Here is a 15,566-nt window from a genome sequence, read left to right on the forward strand (position 1 = left end):
GTAAGCATGCATTACTTGTTAGAACTGTACAGCCCGAAACCCGCCTGGCTGGCCCTCGATGGCGCTGCGCGCCAGGCGTATTTCGACACGGTGGGTGCCGGCATGGCCGCCATGTCGGGCAGCGGCGCCGAAGCGCTGGCCATGGGCGCCATCGATGGCGGTAAGCTGCATGCAGCTGTCCAGCAATTTTATGCCGTCTGGCGCTTCCCGGACGAGGCGGCACTGGACGCCTTGCTGGCCGGTATCGCCGCCACGGGCTGGCATGATTACTTTGAGACCATCAATGCGGCTGGCGCGGCCGTGGATTTCCCCACCCACCTGGCGCAGCTGGCCGCCGCCTAGCGTCCGACGTTTTCCCTGCCACTGCGGTAAAGTTGGCATTTCCATCCGACCACCGACGTTGATGCCAATCAAACTGCTCTCCCTCCTGGCGCTTGTCCTGGCGCCCATGCTGGCCTCGGCAACTGCTGCTGGCACCCCGCAAGCCCTCGTCGCCGCCGCCCGCAGTCAGGTGGGCGTGACCCTGCAGTACGACCCGCGCTATGAACGCCTGGCCTATCCGGGCGGCGATGTGCCGCTCGAGCGGGGCGTGTGCACGGACGTGGTCGTGCGCGCCTACCGCCAGCTGGGGCAGGATTTGCAGGTGCTGGTGCACGAAGACATGCGCAAGGCGTGGCAGGTGTACCAGCAGCAGGGACGCTGGCAGATGAAGGGGCCGGACCGCAATATCGACCACCGCCGCGTGCCGAACCTGGGCACGTTTTTTGCCCGCCACGGCACCAGCCTGCCTCCAGCCAAGGAAGCGGACGCTTATCGCGCGGGCGACATCGTCACCTGGCGCCTGCCGCGCAACCTCACGCATATCGGCATCGTCAGCGACAAGCGGTCGTGGAGCGGCGTGCCGCTCGTCATCCACAACATCGGCGAGGGCGCGCGCGAGGAAAATATTTTATTCAGTTATCCGATCACGGGGCACTATCGTTGGCAACCCGGCTGGCAGCCCCGCTGAAGGGCAGGAGAGCCATGTCTTGCAGGATCGCCAGCACACGGGCCAGCGCCGTATCGATATCGAGCCTGTCGATGGCGCCATAGCCGAGGAACAGGCCTTCATGGCGGGCGGGCCCATGGTAAAAGCTGGCCAGCGCATACAGGCTGACGTCGGCCAGGCGCGCCCGGCGCAGCAAGTCAGCGATATCGAGCGGCGCCTGGGCCAGGGCCGCCACGTGGAAGCCGGCGCTCGCCGGCACCAGACGGAACCACGGTGACAACGGACCGTTGAACCAGTGCTGCAGCCGTTCGCGCCGTCCCGCATAAATGTCGTGGCAGCGGCGGATATGGCGCAGCAAGTGGCCATCGCCGATGAACTTGGCCAGCGCATGCTGGCCCAGGCTGGCCGTATGGCAATCGCTCAGGTATTTCACCGTCTGCATGGCGGCCACGATGGTTTTTGGCAGCACCACATAGCCGAGCCGCAATTCCGGCAGCATGATCTTGGAAAAGCTGCCCACGTGCGCGACGACGCCGTAGCGGTCCATGCTTTGCAGCGCATCCTCTGGCCGCCCCTCGTAGCGGAAGGCGCTGTCGTAATCATCCTCGATGATGATGGCCCCCAGTTGCCGGGCCCGCTCCAGCAAGGCATGGCGGCGCGCCATGCTCATCGGCATGCCGAGCGGAAATTGATGCGCGGGCGTGACATAGATCAAGCGCGTGCCGTCGGGGATTTGCGCGACGATGAGGCCATCCTCGTCCACGTCGACGCCCACCACGCGCGCACCCTGGCTGGCGAATACGGCGCGCGCTACCGGGTAGCCAGGTTCTTCCACGGCAACCGTGTCGCCCGGCTCCAGCAGGGTAAGCGCCAGCAGATGCAAGGCTTGCTGCGCGCCGCTGGTGACGAGCACCTGTTCCTCGCTGCAATGGATGCCGCGGCTGAAGGCGGCATGGCCGGCGATCGCCGCGCGCAAGGCGGGCAAGCCTTCCGCTGGGCCATAGCGGCCGCGCGCCTGGCCACCCTGGCGCAGCGCGTGCAGCATGCAGGCGCGCCATTCATCTTGCGGAAAGTGCGCGGGCGTGGCCCGCCCGCCGATGAAGGCGTAGCGGGCGGGCGTTTCCTGGCTGGCGCGGCGCAAGGGCGTGGGAGTCGCTTCCCAGCGGGCGATGCGCTCGGCGCTGGCCAGCGGCGTGCTGGCGTGGCGGCGCTGCGGCGAGGCATGCGGCGTCTGCACGAAGCTGCCCACGCCGACCTTTCCTACCAGCAGCTTTTCATAAGCGAGCTTCTCATACACGTCGGAGACTGTCTTGCGCGACAGGCCCAACTGGCTGGCCAGCAGGCGCGAGGGCGGCAATTGCTGGCCGTCCGCCAGGCGGCCCGAGCGGATGGCTTCGCTGAGCTGGCGGTACAGCTGGCCGCCCAGGTCGCGCGTGCCATCGATCAGGATATGTAATTCCATGGAGTATCTGTTGGTGGTCTGCCGTTTTTCGGCAGGATTGGCCTGCCGCGCGCTGTTGTCGCGCTTCTACAATGCTGCATCCCTACTTCATCAAGGAATGCATCATGACACAGCAACGACTCGATTTTACACAAGCTTCGCCGGACGCCGTCAAGGCCATGTATGCGCTGGAAGCGGCTATCGCCAAGCTGGGCGTGGAACACTCGCTGCTCGAGCTGATCCGCCTGCGCGCCTCGCAAATCAATGGCTGCGCCTTTTGCGTCGACATGCACACGAGCGACGCGCGCAAGGCGGGCGAAACGGAACGCCGCCTGCATGCCGTGTCCGTCTGGCGCGAAACGCCATTCTTCACGCCGCGCGAGCGGGCCGTGCTGGCCTGGACGGAAGCGCTGACCCTGCTGCCGCAAAATCATGCGTCGGACGAAGACTATGTGGCGCTGGCAGAGCAATTGACGCCGGCGGAAATGGTCAACGTCACCCTGGCCATCGGCTCCATCAATACCTGGAACCGCCTGGCCGTGGGTTTCCGCAAGATGCCCGAATAAATCCTGTGTTCGTTCGCGAACAGACGCCTGGCTGGTCCCTGCGTAGTCTGGCATGATGATTGATCAGCCAGGGAGCAGCCATGCAAGTACCTATCGGGGAAGGCGCCGGGAAGGCGCCGCAGCAGGAGGAAGCACAGGAAGAGGCGCGCCGCGAATTCATCGCCGAACTGTGGCGGCGCTTTGAATCCTTGCAGGAATGGGCTGTCAGCCACTGGCCGGACCAGCAACATCCCTTGAGTTCCGCCGACTTCGTCGAGGCGCGCAAAGAGATTTTGAGTTTGCGTTCGCCGGCCGGGCCGTTGAACCAGCCAGCTGCGCGCGATGTGGCAGAGCCGGAGCAGGGCGGGGCACAATATGTCGATGTCACCCCCGCACCTTGGCCGTAGGTCGGATTAGGACTGCTGGGGTCGGACCCGCCGGGTCTGAGTTTTGCTGGCTTGGTATGCGTGACCTTACTTCGCGGCGATTTCCGCTGAACCACCCTGCGCAAATACCCAGCACAGCAAACTCACCAGTAATCCCGCCATCACCCCATACGCCAAATTCAAGGCGCTGTCGAACAGCAGCGGCGCCACCAGGCCCGACACCAGCGCGAACAGCAGCATTTGGATAAACGATTGCATTGACGAGGCCAGGCCGCTGTTGTTGGGGAAGTGATTCAGGGCCATCAGGGTCATCGGCGGCATGGCGATCGACAGGGCGAACGAGTAAAAGAACAAGGGCAGCACGGCCCATGGCACTTCGGCGGCAAACACATAGTTGTAGCCGATGTTGGCCAGCGCGGCGACGAGCATCAATATGAAGCCGGCCCAGATCATCTGGCGCTGGCTGTAGCGGTGGGCGATTTTCGCCGACAGGGCCGAGCCGAAGACCATGCCGCTAATTAAGGGGATGAACAGCCAGGCGAATGCCGTCTCCGGCAAATGCAGGATGTTGATGATGAAGTAGGCGGCCGAGCCGATGTACAGGGCGAAGCCGCCAAAGGCGGCGCCGATGGCCGTCGACAGCAGCAGGAACTGGCGGTGGCACAGCACTTTCCAGTAATTGACGGCGATGTCGCCCAGGTGGAAGGCGTGACGCTGCTCCTTCGGCAAGCTTTCGGGCAGCGCGCGCCAGACGACGATGAACATCAGCACGCCGAAGGCCGTGAGGAACCAGAAGATCGCCCGCCAGCCCAGGCCGACCTGTAGCCAGCCGCCCAGCACGGGCGCGATGGCCGGCGCCAGCGCGAATACCATCATGATGTGCGAGAGGATTTTTTGCGCGGCGGCGCCCGAATAGCGGTCTTGCACGATGGCGCGGCCGATCACGGAACCGGCACCGGCCGACAGACCCTGCAGCACGCGCCAGGCCAGCAGCCAGCCCAGCGACGGCGCCAGCGCGGCGCCCACGGAGGCGATCACATACAGCACCAGCGAGACGAGAATCACAGGACGGCGGCCGAACGAGTCGGACAGGGTGCCGTAAAACAGCATCATGAAGGCGAACGTGAACAGGAAAAAGCTCAGGGTTTGCTGCACCAGCAGGGGGCTGGCATTGAAATCGTGCACGATGGCGGGGAAAGACGGCAGATAGGTGTCAATTGCAAGCGGTCCGACCATCGCCAGGCCCGCCAAAATCCAGGTTAATAATTTAGTCATGTTGAAGAGTGTTTTTGTTAGTCCTTCATTTTACGCTAGTGCCTGGAATCGGGTTTGGCGCCGGCGCTGTTTGCCGTCCATATGCGATTTTCGCATATGGAACCTTGAAATTCTTCGTTTGAATCGCGGTGCCTGGCCGCTAAGCTAGGGCGACCCGGCTTGTTTGCCGTTTTTGGAAGTGATACGCCATGCACAGCATTGATCCCGCAGCGCCCGCCGACGACACGGCCCAGTGGAACCTGGGGCCCGTGATCCAGGCCTTGCGCAGCTCGCGCGAAGACAAGCACAAGATCCGTCATAACGGCAGGGTGCGCGAACTGCCGTCGCGTGCAGCCTTGAGCACCATCGTCAACGGCCTGTCGGCGGCCCTGTTCCCCACGCATTACGGGCGGCCCAACCTGACGGACGAAAGCATCGACTATTTTGTCGGCGACACGCTCAACACCACCCTGAACCGGCTCAGCGAGCAGGTGCGGCGCGGTTTGCTGTTCTCCGTACCGGCCGGCGAGGAGCAAGATGCCGCCAGCGACGATGCGGCGTTGGCGCAGCAGGCGCGCGACATCACGCGCGCCTTTGCCGCCAGCCTGCCCGACATCCGCGCGCTGCTGGTGTCGGACGTGCAGGCCGCCTACGCGGGCGACCCGGCCGCCACCTCGGTGGCCGAGATCATGCTGTGCTATCCGGGCACCATCGCCATCCTGTACCACCGCCTGGCGCATCGCCTGCATGCGCTGGGCGCGCCGTTCCTGGCGCGCCTGATCGCCGACATCGCGCATACCCTGACGGGCATCGACATTCATCCGGGCGCGCACATCGGCGCGTCCTTCTTCATCGACCATGGCACGGGCGTGGTGATCGGCGAGACGGCCATCATCGGCCAGCGCGTGCGCCTGTACCAGGCCGTCACCCTGGGCGCCAAGCGCTTTCCTGCCGATGCATCCGGCGCGCTGATCAAGGGCACGCCACGCCACCCCATCGTCGAGGACGACGTGGTGATTTACGCGGGCGCAACGGTGCTGGGGCGCATCACCATCGGTGCGGGATCGACCATCGGGGGGAATGTGTGGCTGACGCAGAGCGTGCCGCCAGAGAGCAATGTATCGCAGGCGCAGATGCGCAACGATTAAGAGTGCCCGAGAAAACGCCCATGGCGGCGCTGCGCCTTGCCTTGAACGTTTTTCAGGCACTCTTGAAACGCGGGAGTGCGGCTTTTACTTCACCGTCAGCGCTTCATAACGGGCTACAGGTACGCCATCCTTCAGCAGCAGCAATTCCTGGTCGGCGTAGCGGTAGCCGTTGACTTCGCCCAGGGTGGTCAAAAGCAGGCGCTCCAGGTCCATGTCCTGCGGCTGGCACATCATCATGGTGCCGGCCAGCTGCGAGAAGGCCAGGGTGCTGACGCCATCGCTGGTGTAGCCGCCCATCATCTGGTTGCAGCCGCTGTGGCCACTGGCGCGGCCTTCGGCCAGCAGCAGGGACACTTCGCGCTGCTCAGGCGCCTTGCGCACCACTTGCTTGCCCTTCAATTCCTTCAGCTTCCATTGCGTCTGTGTCAGCTTGGGCGCCGGCTTGGCGGGCGAGGTGGCGCCTGGCGCAGCGGCGGCAGCGTCGCTGCGCACGGGCGTTTGCGCGCAGCCGGCGGTGATGGCCACGATGGCGGCGAGGGGAATCAGTCTGGCGAGTTTGAACATGGCATTTCCTTCTTCAGATGAATGGCGCCAGCGTAGCAGATTGGCGCCAAGCCAGCGTGCACGGTTGACAAGTTCATGGTTGTTTTTCCTGTTCCAGGCGCGCGTCAAGCAAGGTGCGCGCCGCCGCCACGTAGGCGCGGCACGCCTGCGGATCGACAAAGGCCTCGCTGCCGCCCGTGACGCCCGCTTCCAGCCGCTCCCACAATTGCGATGCTTCCGGGTGCGCCGAAATGAGCACGTCGCAAGGCAGTTTTTCCAGGGTCTCGAAGCTGTGGCGCAAATCTGCCAGCGCGTTCGGATACTCGCTGCTGGCGCTGAACTTGAAGCCGGGACGCGAGACGGCGTTGAGGCTGTCCGCGTACACCATGTTCAGGCAGCGGGGGCCGTCGCACGATAGCCACGTCCAGCTCAGGCCTCCGGGAGTGTGGCCCGGCGTGGCATGCGCCGTCAGCTTGATGGGACCGACGTCGAAATGGCTGCCGTCGCGCGCCAGGCGCATGTCCTTGACGGGCGGGTACTTGGGCAGCGCGTGGTATTGCGGGTCGTCCGGCCCCACTTCGCCCGACGCCAGGTCCAGCGCGGCCGACGGACTGGCGGCCACCAGCGCATTGCTGCGCCGCTGCAGCTCGGCCAGGCCGCCCGCATGGTCGATATGGCCATGCGAATTGAGGATCAGTTTCACGTCTTCGATGCGAAAGCCCAGGGCGCCAATATTGGCGATGATCTTTGGCGCCGATTCCGGCAAGCCGCCGTCGATCAGCACGTGGCCCTGCGGCGACGTCACCAGCACGGAGCTGAGGCCTTTCACGCCCACATAATAGGCATTGCCGAAGATGCGGAACGGCGTCTGGTCGGCATTCCAGGTGGCGCAAACGTCGCAGCCCGGTGTCTGCGCCTGGGCGGCGGGGCTGGCCAGCAGCAGCGCCAGGGCCAGCGCGCGTATCAGAGTGAGGGGCATTGCAGTCCTTATCCGTGTTGCCAAGGTGGCGTATGCTGACACGGAACTGGGCGCGACGCAAACGGTTACAGGGAAGCGGGCGGCGCGGCGCCAGTGTCCTTGTAGATCAGTTCGATCAAGGTATCGTCCGCATAGCGGGTATCGCCCAAGGGGGCCAGGAAGGACGTGCCGCCATTTTTCACCTGCAGCGCGATGCGGCGCCCGCCATCGAGCAGGGTGGCGCTGGCGATAGCCGGATCGCTGTACGTGCTCATCTTGAGTTCAACGGCGGAGCACCAGTCGGTGGTGCGCAGCTTGGTGGCGACCAGGGTACGTAGCCAGAAGGGCGTCTCTTTCTTGGCAATGGCGATGCCGACCTGGCATTGCAGGCGCAGGTCGCCCAGGCGGCGCATGCCGGGCGGTACATCGTCGCTGCGCACGCTGGCTTGCCAGCGGTACGCGTCCTTCTTCTTGTTGGTGACCAGGTCCGCGTCTTCGCGCTCGGCTTGCGCGCTGCGCGGCAGCGTAAAACTGCCGTCGGCGGCCAGGGACAGGACGATTGAGGTTTCATTGCCGGCGATACGCAAGCTCAGATCCTGCATGGCGTTGTCCGGTGCGCCGGGGCCGGGAATCAGCTGGAAGCGCACTTCGCGTGCCCTGGGCGCCAGTGCATGGTGGTCGTCAAAGGCATCGAGGCCCGCGATCATCACGCGGTAGGACTTGAGTTCCGGGTTGCGGATGCTGCTGACGTGGATGGACTGGCTGGTGTCGACCGCTGCGTCGGCAGGTGTGTCAGCCTGCGTATCCGCGTGAGCTGCGATGTGGCTGAGGGCAAGGATGGCGAGAACGGGAAGGAAAGGAAGATGCACGTAGCCGCCTGTTTGTTTTCAACATGGCAAGCTAACATGAATGGCAATGCTTGTCACTGGCCGCGTCAGGCCGCCAACTCAGCGCCGGGCATGGACGCGGGTGCGATGCTGACCTGGCGCCCCGCGTGACCGGCGGGCAGGCGCGGGCCATGGCCGAAGACCTTGTGGCGCAAGCTGCCTTCCTCATAATGGGTGCGGTAGCGGCCGCGCCGCTGCAGTTCCGGCACGATGTGGGCCACCACGTCGGCCATGCTGTCGTGGGCCACGGCGAAGGCCAGATTGAAACCGTCGATGCCCGTCTCGTCCAGCCACGCTTCCAGCTGGTCTGCCACCTGGCGCGCATCGCCCACCAGCACGGGGCCGCGTCCGCCCAGGCCGATGTATTCGGCTGCCTCGCGCACCGTCCAGCGGCGGTCCGGGTCGGCCTGGCTGAACGAGGCCAGCGCCGAGCGGCCGGCCGGGGAATCGATGTAGTCGATGGTGGCGTCGAGCGGATAGCGGCTGAAATCGACACCCGTCCAGCCGGACAGCAGCACCAGCGCCGCCTCGATATTCACGTGGCGCAGGTAGTCGGCGTGCTTGGCCCGCGCCTCTTCTTCCGTGGCGCCCGTGATGACCAGCGCCTGTGCGTAGATCAGCAGCGCGTCGCCATCGCGTCCTGCCAGCCGCACGGCGGCGCGCAAGTCGTCGGCGTAGCGCTTGACGACTGTCTTGCTGGGACCACTGACAAAGGTCGCTTCCGCGTGGCGTGCCGCAAAGCGCGTGCCGCGTGGCGAAGTACCCGCCTGGTAAAGCAGGGGCGTGCGCTGCGGCGATGGTTCGCACAAATGGATGCCGGGCACCTGGTAGTGGCGCCCGGCATGGTTGATCGGATGCACGCGGGCCGGATCGGCGTAGATGCCGCGCGCCTTGTCGTTGACGACGGCGTCGTCGTCCCAGCTTTTTTCCCACAGCTTGTAGACGACGTCGAGGTATTCATCGGCCAGGTCGTAGCGCTCGTCGTGGCCCAGTTGCTGGCTCAAGCCCAGGTTGCGCGCCGCGCTATCGAGATAGCCGGTGACGATATTCCAGCCGATGCGCCCGCCCGTCAAGTGATCCAGGGTGGAGATGCGCCGCGCGAACGTGTACGGGTGTTCGTAGGTGAGGGCGCAGGTGACGCCGAAACCCAGGTGCGTGGTCGCCTGTGCCATGATGGGCACGAGGGCCAGCGGGTCGTTCAGCGGCACCTGCACGCCGTGTTCCAGGGCCGCATCAAGGCTGCCCCGGTACACGTCATACACGCCCAGCACGTCGGCCAGGAATACCGCGTCGAACAGGCCCGCTTCCAGCAGCCGCGCCAGTTCCGTCCAGTGCGCAGGATCGGTGTAGCGGTGGCTGCTGTCGCGCGCATGCGTCCACAGTCCCGGCGACTGGTGGCCAACGGTATTCATCTGGAAGGCGTTGAAGCGTATCGTCTTTGCCATGGCTTATTTGGTCACCGAGTTTGCGGCCGTTTGCAACGCTTGCTGGTAATCGGGTTTTGAATAGCCTGCAAAGTGTTTATTGGTGATGTCGAGGAATTCGCGCGAACGGTAGGCGGCCGCCAGGTCTTTCGCGAACTGCTTGTCCTTGTCCGCCGTGCGCACGGCCACCAGATTGATGTAGTTGGGCGAGATTTTCTCGGCCACCAGCGCGTCCGTCAGTTTCAGCCCCGACGCCAGCGCGTAATTGCCGTTGATGAAAGAGTAGTCGGTGTCGCCCAGGGAGCGTGGCAGCTGCGCCGCTTCCAGCGGCAGCAGCTTGATCTTCTTCGTGTTGACGGCGATATCCTTTTCCGACGCGCGCACGGGGTCGAAGCTGGCGCGCAGCTTGATCCAGCCCAGCTGGTCGAGCAGCACCAGCGCGCGCGCCTGGTTGGTTGGATCGTTTGGCAAGCCCACCGTCGTGCCTTCCTTCACGTCGTCCAGGGTCTTGTGCTTCTTGCTGTAGATGGCGATCGGCGCCGTGGGTATCGTGATCAGGTCCGTCAGTGCCAGTTTGTGCTCCAGCGCGAATTTCTTCAGGTAGACGATGTGCTGGAACACGTTGGCATCCAGCGAACCCTCGGCCAGCGCGAAGTTTGGCTGGATGTAGTCATTGAATTCCACCAGCTTGACCTTGTAGCCCTGCTTTTCCAGGATAGGCTTGATGCCCAGCTTGATCTGGTCCGCGTACGGTCCGGCGCTGGTGCCGATGGTGATGTCTTTCGGGTCCTTGGCGTGGACAAAGCTGCTGGCCAGGGCGAGGCTCAGGGCGCTGAGGAGGATGCTGCGGCGGGCGATGGTCATGCTGGCTCCTTGGTGGTTGAATTACGAGTAAGCCGTCGGCTCGGGCAGCGTGCCATTCAAGGCAAAGCGCCCCAGGTCGCGCAGCTTGTAGTCGATGGGGTCGTGCAGGGTATGCACGCGCACGTTGCGCCAGTAGCGGTCAAAGCCGTATTGGGCCGAGGTGGAGCGGGCACCCGTCAGTTCGAACATCTGGCTGCTGATTTCCAGTCCCGCCTTGTGCGCCAGGCACTTGGCTTCGGCCACGGCCACGGCCAGCAAGCCCCGTTCGCGCGCCGTCACCAGCGCGCCCTTGCGGAACACTTTTTCCAGGTCCTGCGCCGCCGCGTCGGCCAGCACTTGCGCGGGGCGCAGCAAGAGCCACAGCTGGCCGTAGCGGTGCTGGAGCAAAGGGTCGTCCGTTGCATAGGCCACGCCCGAGGCAAACCAGGCTTTTGCCTGCTCGTCCGTGTAGCGGCGCGCCGCCTCGAACGCGCCTTCGGCGATGCCCAGATATAAATTCGCCATGATCAGTTGCGCGATCTGCGAGCGCACGGTGGCTTGCGGCGTGGCTGCCTGCGCGGGCGCCTGCAGCACCAGGTCCTGCGGCAGGGCTACCGCCTGGAAATGCACATTGCCGCTGTCCGTCTGGCGCTGGCCGAAGGCGTCCCAGTCCGCCTCCACGGTCATGCCATCCTGGCGCGTGGGCAGGGCGGCGATCAGCGCCGTCTGCGTGGGCGCGTGCCAGGCGGAGATGGTCAGCCAGTCGGAACCGACGGAGCCGGAAGAAAAGCTCTTGATGCCGTCGAGGATGAAACCGTCATCGCTGTCGATGGCCGTGACTCGTTTGTCGAGGGGATTCAAGGCATTGCCCCAGAACAGGCCCTCGTCGACGGTCAGGGTGAGCAGGCGGCGCTGCTGTTGCGCGCTGCCATACAGCTGCAAGCCGGCCAGCTGCAAATGGTGGAAGCCGAAGACATGCGCCAGCGCGCTGTCGGCGCGCGCCAGGATGCGGATCACCTGGTACACGAGGGGCCAGGACGCGCCCTGGCCGCCGAATTCGACGGGAATCGACAAGGTCAGCAAGCCCGATTCGCGCAGCCATTCGCGTTCCCGGGCCGCGTGGCCGCCGGCCCGGTCGCGGGCATTCGCCGTTTCGGCCAGGCGCGCGGCCAGCGAGGTGGCGATGCGGATGGAGTCCTGCAAGGGTTCCGGCACGTGCGACTGGGGAAGGGAGGCATGGAGTAAAGCGCTAGACATGAGTGACATTCCAGAAAGACGATGAGGCCGATATTGCACCGCCAGGCGTGCGCCGTACACGAAGAAAACCGCGCATGGATATGCGAAAAAAAGCCGCGCGGGGACCGTCGCCTTCGCTTGCGGGGCGTCAGGCCCGGATAGTCAAAAAACGCATATCGAAGCGCGAAAGCATTCGTTTTACACGGCTGCTGATGGCGATAGGCTGCCAGCATCCGAGCAACTCCAATCCGACAACGTACAGGGACGGGAATCACATGAGCATCTTGTTATTGGGCGGTAGCCCGCAACTCCCATCGAGTTCCAGCCGTTTGCTGCTGCACATCGGCGAGCAGCTGGCGCTGCAGGGCCACAGCTACGCCAAGCTGCATGTGCGCGACCTGCCGGCGCGCGCCCTGCTGCTGGCCGACTACGACGACGCGGCGATTGCCCGCGCCGTGCGCGCCGTGGCCGACGCCGACGCCATCGTGATCGCCACGCCCATCTACAAGGCCTCGTATACAGGGTTGCTGAAAGCCTTCCTCGACTTGCTGCCGCAGGATGGCCTGGCCGGCAAGCTGGTGCTGCCGCTGGCCACGGGCGGCGGCCATGCCCACACCCTGGCGCTCGACTATGCGCTGCGCCCCGTGCTGCATGCGCTGGGCGCCAAGCAGGTGTTCACCAGCATCTACGCCAATGCGCAGCAGCTGGACTGGCACGAAGAACGGGGCCTGAGCCTGGATGCGCCGATAGCCGCGCGCGTGCAGGCCGGCATCGAGGAACTGTCTACCGGCCTGTTCGTGCTGCAGGGACAGCGCCCGCCCGTGTCAAGCGATATCTCCGTACCCGTGCGTTCGTTGCAAGGCCAGCCTTACGCTCCCCACTATCAAGCCGCCTGATTATTTACCGACCAAGGAACCGCCATGACACACCGCCAAGCACAACGACTCTCGCGCCGTACCACTTTGGGCTTGCTGTTTGCCGCCGCCGCTGGCGTGATGGCGGCCGGCATGCCGGCTGCGGCGCAGGCGCAGGCCAAGGAGGAGCTGCAGGTGCGTATTGGCTACCAGAAGTACGGCACCCTGACCCTGCTCAAAGGGCGCGGCACGCTGGAAAAACGCCTGGCCGAGCAGGGTGTGGGCGTGAAATGGACGGAGTTCCCGGCAGGCCCCGTGCTGCTGGAAGGCTTGAATGTGGGCAGCATCGATTTCGGCACCGTGGGCGAGGCGCCGCCGATTTTCGCCCAGGCGGCCGGCGCGAACCTGGTGTATGTCGGCAATGAGCCGGCGTCGCCGGCCAGCGAAGCCATCGTCGTGCCCAAGGGTTCCGGCCTGCGCACCCTGGCCGACTTGAAGGGCAAGAAGGTCGCCCTGAACAAGGGCTCGAACGTGCATTACCTGTTATTGAAGGCGCTGGAAAAGGCCGGTGTCGCGTATGCCGACATCCAGCCCGTCTTCCTGCCGCCGGCCGATGCGCGCGCCGCCTTCGAGCGTGGCAGCGTGGATGCCTGGGCCATCTGGGACCCGTTCCTGGCGGCCGCCGAGAAGCAACTGGGCGCCCGCGTGCTGGCCGACGGCAAGGGCCTGGTGGCGAACTACCAGTTTTATCTGGCCTCGCGCACGTATGCGGAAAAAAATCCCGAGATCCTGCGCATCGTGCTCGATGAAGTGGCCAAGGTTGATGACTGGGGCCGCAACAACCCGGACGAAGTGGCGACGATCCTGGCGGCGCAGACTGGGCTGGGCAAGGATGTGGTGGCGCTGGCCGCCTCGCGCTATGCGTATGGCGTCAAGCCCGTTTCCGTCGACGTGATCGCTTCGCAGCAAAGGGTGGCGGATGCCTTTTCCAGCCTGAAGCTGATTCCGAAACCGATCGTCGTCAAGGATGCGCTGCTGCCGGCGCGCCAGCTGGCTACCAGCGCAAAATAAGGAACAAATATCATGTCATTGAATGTCTTCTGGTTCATCCCTACCCACGGCGACAGCCGCTACCTGGGCACGTCGCAGGGCGCGCGCCCCGTCGATGCCGATTATTTGCGCCAGGTGGCCGTGGCCGCCGACACGCTCGGCTATGACGGCGTGCTGCTGCCCACGGGCCGCTCCTGCGAAGACGCGTGGGTGGTGGCCTCGTCGCTGATCAGCGTGACGCAAAAGCTGAAATTCCTGGTCGCCGTGCGCCCCGGCCTGTCCACGCCTGGCCTGGCCGTGCGCATGGCGTCCACCTTTGACCGCCTGTCGAACGGGCGCCTGCTGATCAACGTCGTCACGGGCGGCGACCAGGGCGAACTGGAAGCGGACGGCCTGTTTGCCGACCATGCCAAGCGCTATGAAATTTCCGATGAATTCATCAAGGTGTGGCGCGCCACCCTGGCGGGCGAGGGCGGCGCGGCCGGCTACGATTTCGAGGGCAAGCATATCCAGGTGAAGGGCGCGAAAACCCTGTATCCGCCCGTGCAGAAACCGTATCCGCCCCTGTATTTCGGCGGTTCGTCGGAGCCTGCGCATGCACTGGCGGCCGAGCAGATGGACGTGTACCTGACCTGGGGCGAGCCGCCCGCCGCCGTGGCGGAAAAGATCGCCGATATCCGCGCGCGTGCCGCCAAGCGGGGCCGCACGGTGCGCTTCGGCATTCGCCTGCATGTGATCGTGCGCGAAACGAATGAGGCTGCCTGGCGCGCGGCCGATGAACTGATCAGCCACCTGGACGACGACATCATCGCCAAGGCGCAGGCGGCCTTCGGCAAGATGGATTCGGTGGGCCAGCAGCGCATGGCGGCCCTGCATGGCGGGCGGCGCGACAAGCTGGAAGTGTCGCCCAACCTCTGGGCTGGCGTGGGCCTGGTGCGCGGCGGCGCGGGCACGGCCCTGGTCGGCGATGGCCCGACCGTGGTAGCGCGCATGCAGGAATACGCGGACCTGGGCATCGACACCTTCATTTTCTCCGGCTACCCGCATCTGGAAGAATCGTACCGCTTTGCCGAACTGGTGTTCCCGCTGCTGGGCAAGGGCAAGGCCGTGGGTGAGCAGTCACTGACGGGGCCCTTCGGCGAAGTCATGGCCAGCAATATCGTACCGGCCGCGCCGCAGAAAAAGGCGGCCTGAGATGGCGGCCGGCTCCATAAAACGGGCAAGCGCCGCGCCGTGGCCTTCGCTGCGTCAGGCGCTGGCGCCTTGGGCCCTGCCCGTGGCGCTGCTGCTGGCCTGGCAGCTGGCGGCGCAGTGGGGCTGGCTGTCGAGCCGGATCCTGCCCGAGCCATGGGCCGTGGCGAAAGCCTTCTGGCACCTGGCCGTGTCGGGAGAGCTGTGGCTGCACCTGAAAACGAGTTTGTGGCGCGCGACGGTCGGTTTTGGCATTGGCGCGGGACTGGGTTTGCTGCTGGGGCTATTCACGGGCAGTTTCCGCCATGCGGAAACCCTGCTCGACACGACCCTGCAAATGGTGCGCAACATCCCCGCGCTGGCCCTGATCCCGCTGGTGATCCTGTGGTTTGGCATCGACGAGACGGCCAAGCTGTTTCTGCTGGCCGTCGGCGTCTTCTTTCCCGTCTACCTGAACACCTTCCACGGCATCCGTTCGGCTGACCAGGGGCTGATCGAAATGGCGAAAAGTTATGGCTTGTCCGGCTGGCCTTTGTACCGCGACGTGATCCTGCCAGCCGCCATGCCCTCCATCCTGGTGGGCGTGCGCTTTTCGCTGGGACTCGTATGGGTGCTGTTGATCGTCGCCGAAACCATCTCGGCGCAGGCCGGTATCGGCTACATGACCATGAATGCGCGCGAATTCCTGCAAACGGACGTGGTGCTGGTGGGGATTTTGCTGTACGCCTTGCTGGGCAAGCTGGCCGACCTGTTCTCGCGCCGCCTGGAACGCCACTGCCTGCGTTGGAATCCCGTCTACCGATAGTGACGAAATGAGG

The 15,566-nt window shown here is 64.8% G+C and carries 17 protein-coding genes; 9 read left to right on the forward strand and 8 right to left on the reverse strand.

Annotation, left to right across the window (positions count from 1 at the left end; all coding sequences use genetic code 11):
* Positions 1-6: 6 nt before the first annotated feature.
* Both ACQ4WP_RS06465 and ACQ4WP_RS06470 read left to right on the forward strand, forming a co-directional pair.
* The gene (locus tag ACQ4WP_RS06465; protein ID WP_436519208.1) at positions 7-342 is read left to right on the forward strand and encodes a DUF6616 family protein; all 336 of its coding nucleotides are present in this window, start codon (positions 7-9) and stop codon (positions 340-342) included.
* A gap of 61 nt (positions 343-403) precedes the next feature.
* The gene (locus tag ACQ4WP_RS06470; RefSeq protein WP_436519209.1) at positions 404-1,009 is read left to right on the forward strand and encodes a DUF1287 domain-containing protein; all 606 of its coding nucleotides are present in this window, start codon (positions 404-406) and stop codon (positions 1,007-1,009) included.
* Here ACQ4WP_RS06470 and pdxR read toward each other — a convergent pair.
* Positions 966-2,450: a MocR-like pyridoxine biosynthesis transcription factor PdxR gene (pdxR, locus tag ACQ4WP_RS06475; protein ID WP_436519210.1), complete on the reverse strand. Its 1,485-nt coding sequence runs from the start codon at positions 2,448-2,450 to the stop codon at positions 966-968. The genes ACQ4WP_RS06470 and pdxR overlap by 44 nt on opposite strands.
* 104 nt (positions 2,451-2,554) lie before the next feature.
* On the opposite strand from pdxR, the gene ACQ4WP_RS06480 reads away from it, so the two are divergent.
* Together ACQ4WP_RS06480 and ACQ4WP_RS06485 are read left to right on the forward strand one after the other, a co-directional pair.
* The gene (locus ACQ4WP_RS06480) at positions 2,555-2,995 is read left to right on the forward strand and encodes a carboxymuconolactone decarboxylase family protein (RefSeq protein ID WP_436519211.1); all 441 of its coding nucleotides are present in this window, start codon (positions 2,555-2,557) and stop codon (positions 2,993-2,995) included.
* A gap of 80 nt (positions 2,996-3,075) precedes the next feature.
* Positions 3,076-3,381, forward strand: a complete 306-nt coding sequence (locus ACQ4WP_RS06485) for a hypothetical protein (protein WP_436519212.1) — start codon at positions 3,076-3,078, stop codon at positions 3,379-3,381.
* A gap of 66 nt (positions 3,382-3,447) precedes the next feature.
* On the opposite strand, the gene ACQ4WP_RS06490 is transcribed toward ACQ4WP_RS06485, so the two are convergent.
* Complete coding sequence (locus tag ACQ4WP_RS06490) at positions 3,448-4,635, reverse strand: multidrug effflux MFS transporter (RefSeq protein WP_436519213.1); 1,188 nt, start codon at positions 4,633-4,635, stop codon at positions 3,448-3,450.
* Positions 4,636-4,823: 188 nt separating this feature from the next.
* On the opposite strand from ACQ4WP_RS06490, the gene epsC reads away from it, so the two are divergent.
* The gene (epsC, locus tag ACQ4WP_RS06495) at positions 4,824-5,762 is read left to right on the forward strand and encodes a serine O-acetyltransferase EpsC (RefSeq protein WP_436519214.1); all 939 of its coding nucleotides are present in this window, start codon (positions 4,824-4,826) and stop codon (positions 5,760-5,762) included.
* 84 nt (positions 5,763-5,846) lie between these two features.
* Here the strand turns inward: epsC and ACQ4WP_RS06500 are convergent, their stop codons facing one another.
* The 6 genes from ACQ4WP_RS06500 to ACQ4WP_RS06525 all read right to left on the reverse strand — a co-directional run bounded on the left by ACQ4WP_RS06500 (position 5,847) and on the right by ACQ4WP_RS06525 (position 11,674).
* Entirely contained in the window at positions 5,847-6,326 is a 480-nt protein-coding gene (locus ACQ4WP_RS06500) for an META domain-containing protein (RefSeq protein ID WP_436519215.1), read from the reverse strand.
* A gap of 73 nt (positions 6,327-6,399) precedes the next feature.
* On the reverse strand, positions 6,400-7,284 hold the full coding sequence (gene bla / locus ACQ4WP_RS06505) for a subclass B3 metallo-beta-lactamase (protein WP_436519216.1): 885 nt from the start codon (positions 7,282-7,284) through the stop codon (positions 6,400-6,402).
* Between the two features lie 65 nt (positions 7,285-7,349).
* Positions 7,350-8,132 (reverse strand): hypothetical protein, encoded by a 783-nt coding sequence (locus ACQ4WP_RS06510; protein ID WP_436519217.1) that lies wholly within the window; start codon positions 8,130-8,132, stop codon positions 7,350-7,352.
* A 65-nt stretch (positions 8,133-8,197) separates the two neighbouring features.
* Positions 8,198-9,595, reverse strand: a complete 1,398-nt coding sequence (locus tag ACQ4WP_RS06515; protein WP_436519218.1) for an LLM class flavin-dependent oxidoreductase — start codon at positions 9,593-9,595, stop codon at positions 8,198-8,200.
* A gap of 3 nt (positions 9,596-9,598) precedes the next feature.
* Complete coding sequence (locus ACQ4WP_RS06520; RefSeq protein ID WP_436519219.1) at positions 9,599-10,438, reverse strand: MetQ/NlpA family ABC transporter substrate-binding protein; 840 nt, start codon at positions 10,436-10,438, stop codon at positions 9,599-9,601.
* A 21-nt stretch (positions 10,439-10,459) separates the two neighbouring features.
* The gene (locus ACQ4WP_RS06525; protein ID WP_436519220.1) at positions 10,460-11,674 is read right to left on the reverse strand and encodes an acyl-CoA dehydrogenase family protein; all 1,215 of its coding nucleotides are present in this window, start codon (positions 11,672-11,674) and stop codon (positions 10,460-10,462) included.
* A gap of 254 nt (positions 11,675-11,928) precedes the next feature.
* On the opposite strand from ACQ4WP_RS06525, the gene ssuE reads away from it, so the two are divergent.
* From ssuE to ssuC, 4 genes are read left to right on the forward strand one after another with little or no spacing between them, the layout of a single operon-like run.
* Positions 11,929-12,549 (forward strand): NADPH-dependent FMN reductase, encoded by a 621-nt coding sequence (gene ssuE / locus ACQ4WP_RS06530; protein WP_436519221.1) that lies wholly within the window; start codon positions 11,929-11,931, stop codon positions 12,547-12,549.
* Between the two features lie 24 nt (positions 12,550-12,573).
* Complete coding sequence (locus tag ACQ4WP_RS06535) at positions 12,574-13,578, forward strand: sulfonate ABC transporter substrate-binding protein (protein WP_436519222.1); 1,005 nt, start codon at positions 12,574-12,576, stop codon at positions 13,576-13,578.
* Between the two features lie 12 nt (positions 13,579-13,590).
* Entirely contained in the window at positions 13,591-14,751 is a 1,161-nt protein-coding gene (gene ssuD, locus ACQ4WP_RS06540) for an FMNH2-dependent alkanesulfonate monooxygenase (RefSeq protein WP_436519223.1), read from the forward strand.
* Between the two features lies 1 nt (position 14,752).
* Positions 14,753-15,553: an aliphatic sulfonate ABC transporter permease SsuC gene (gene ssuC / locus ACQ4WP_RS06545; protein ID WP_436519224.1), complete on the forward strand. Its 801-nt coding sequence runs from the start codon at positions 14,753-14,755 to the stop codon at positions 15,551-15,553.
* Positions 15,554-15,566 lie beyond the last annotated feature (13 nt).

It is taken from the genome of Janthinobacterium lyxosi (genome assembly GCF_051380665.1).
GTDB lineage: Bacteria > Pseudomonadota > Gammaproteobacteria > Burkholderiales > Burkholderiaceae_D > Janthinobacterium.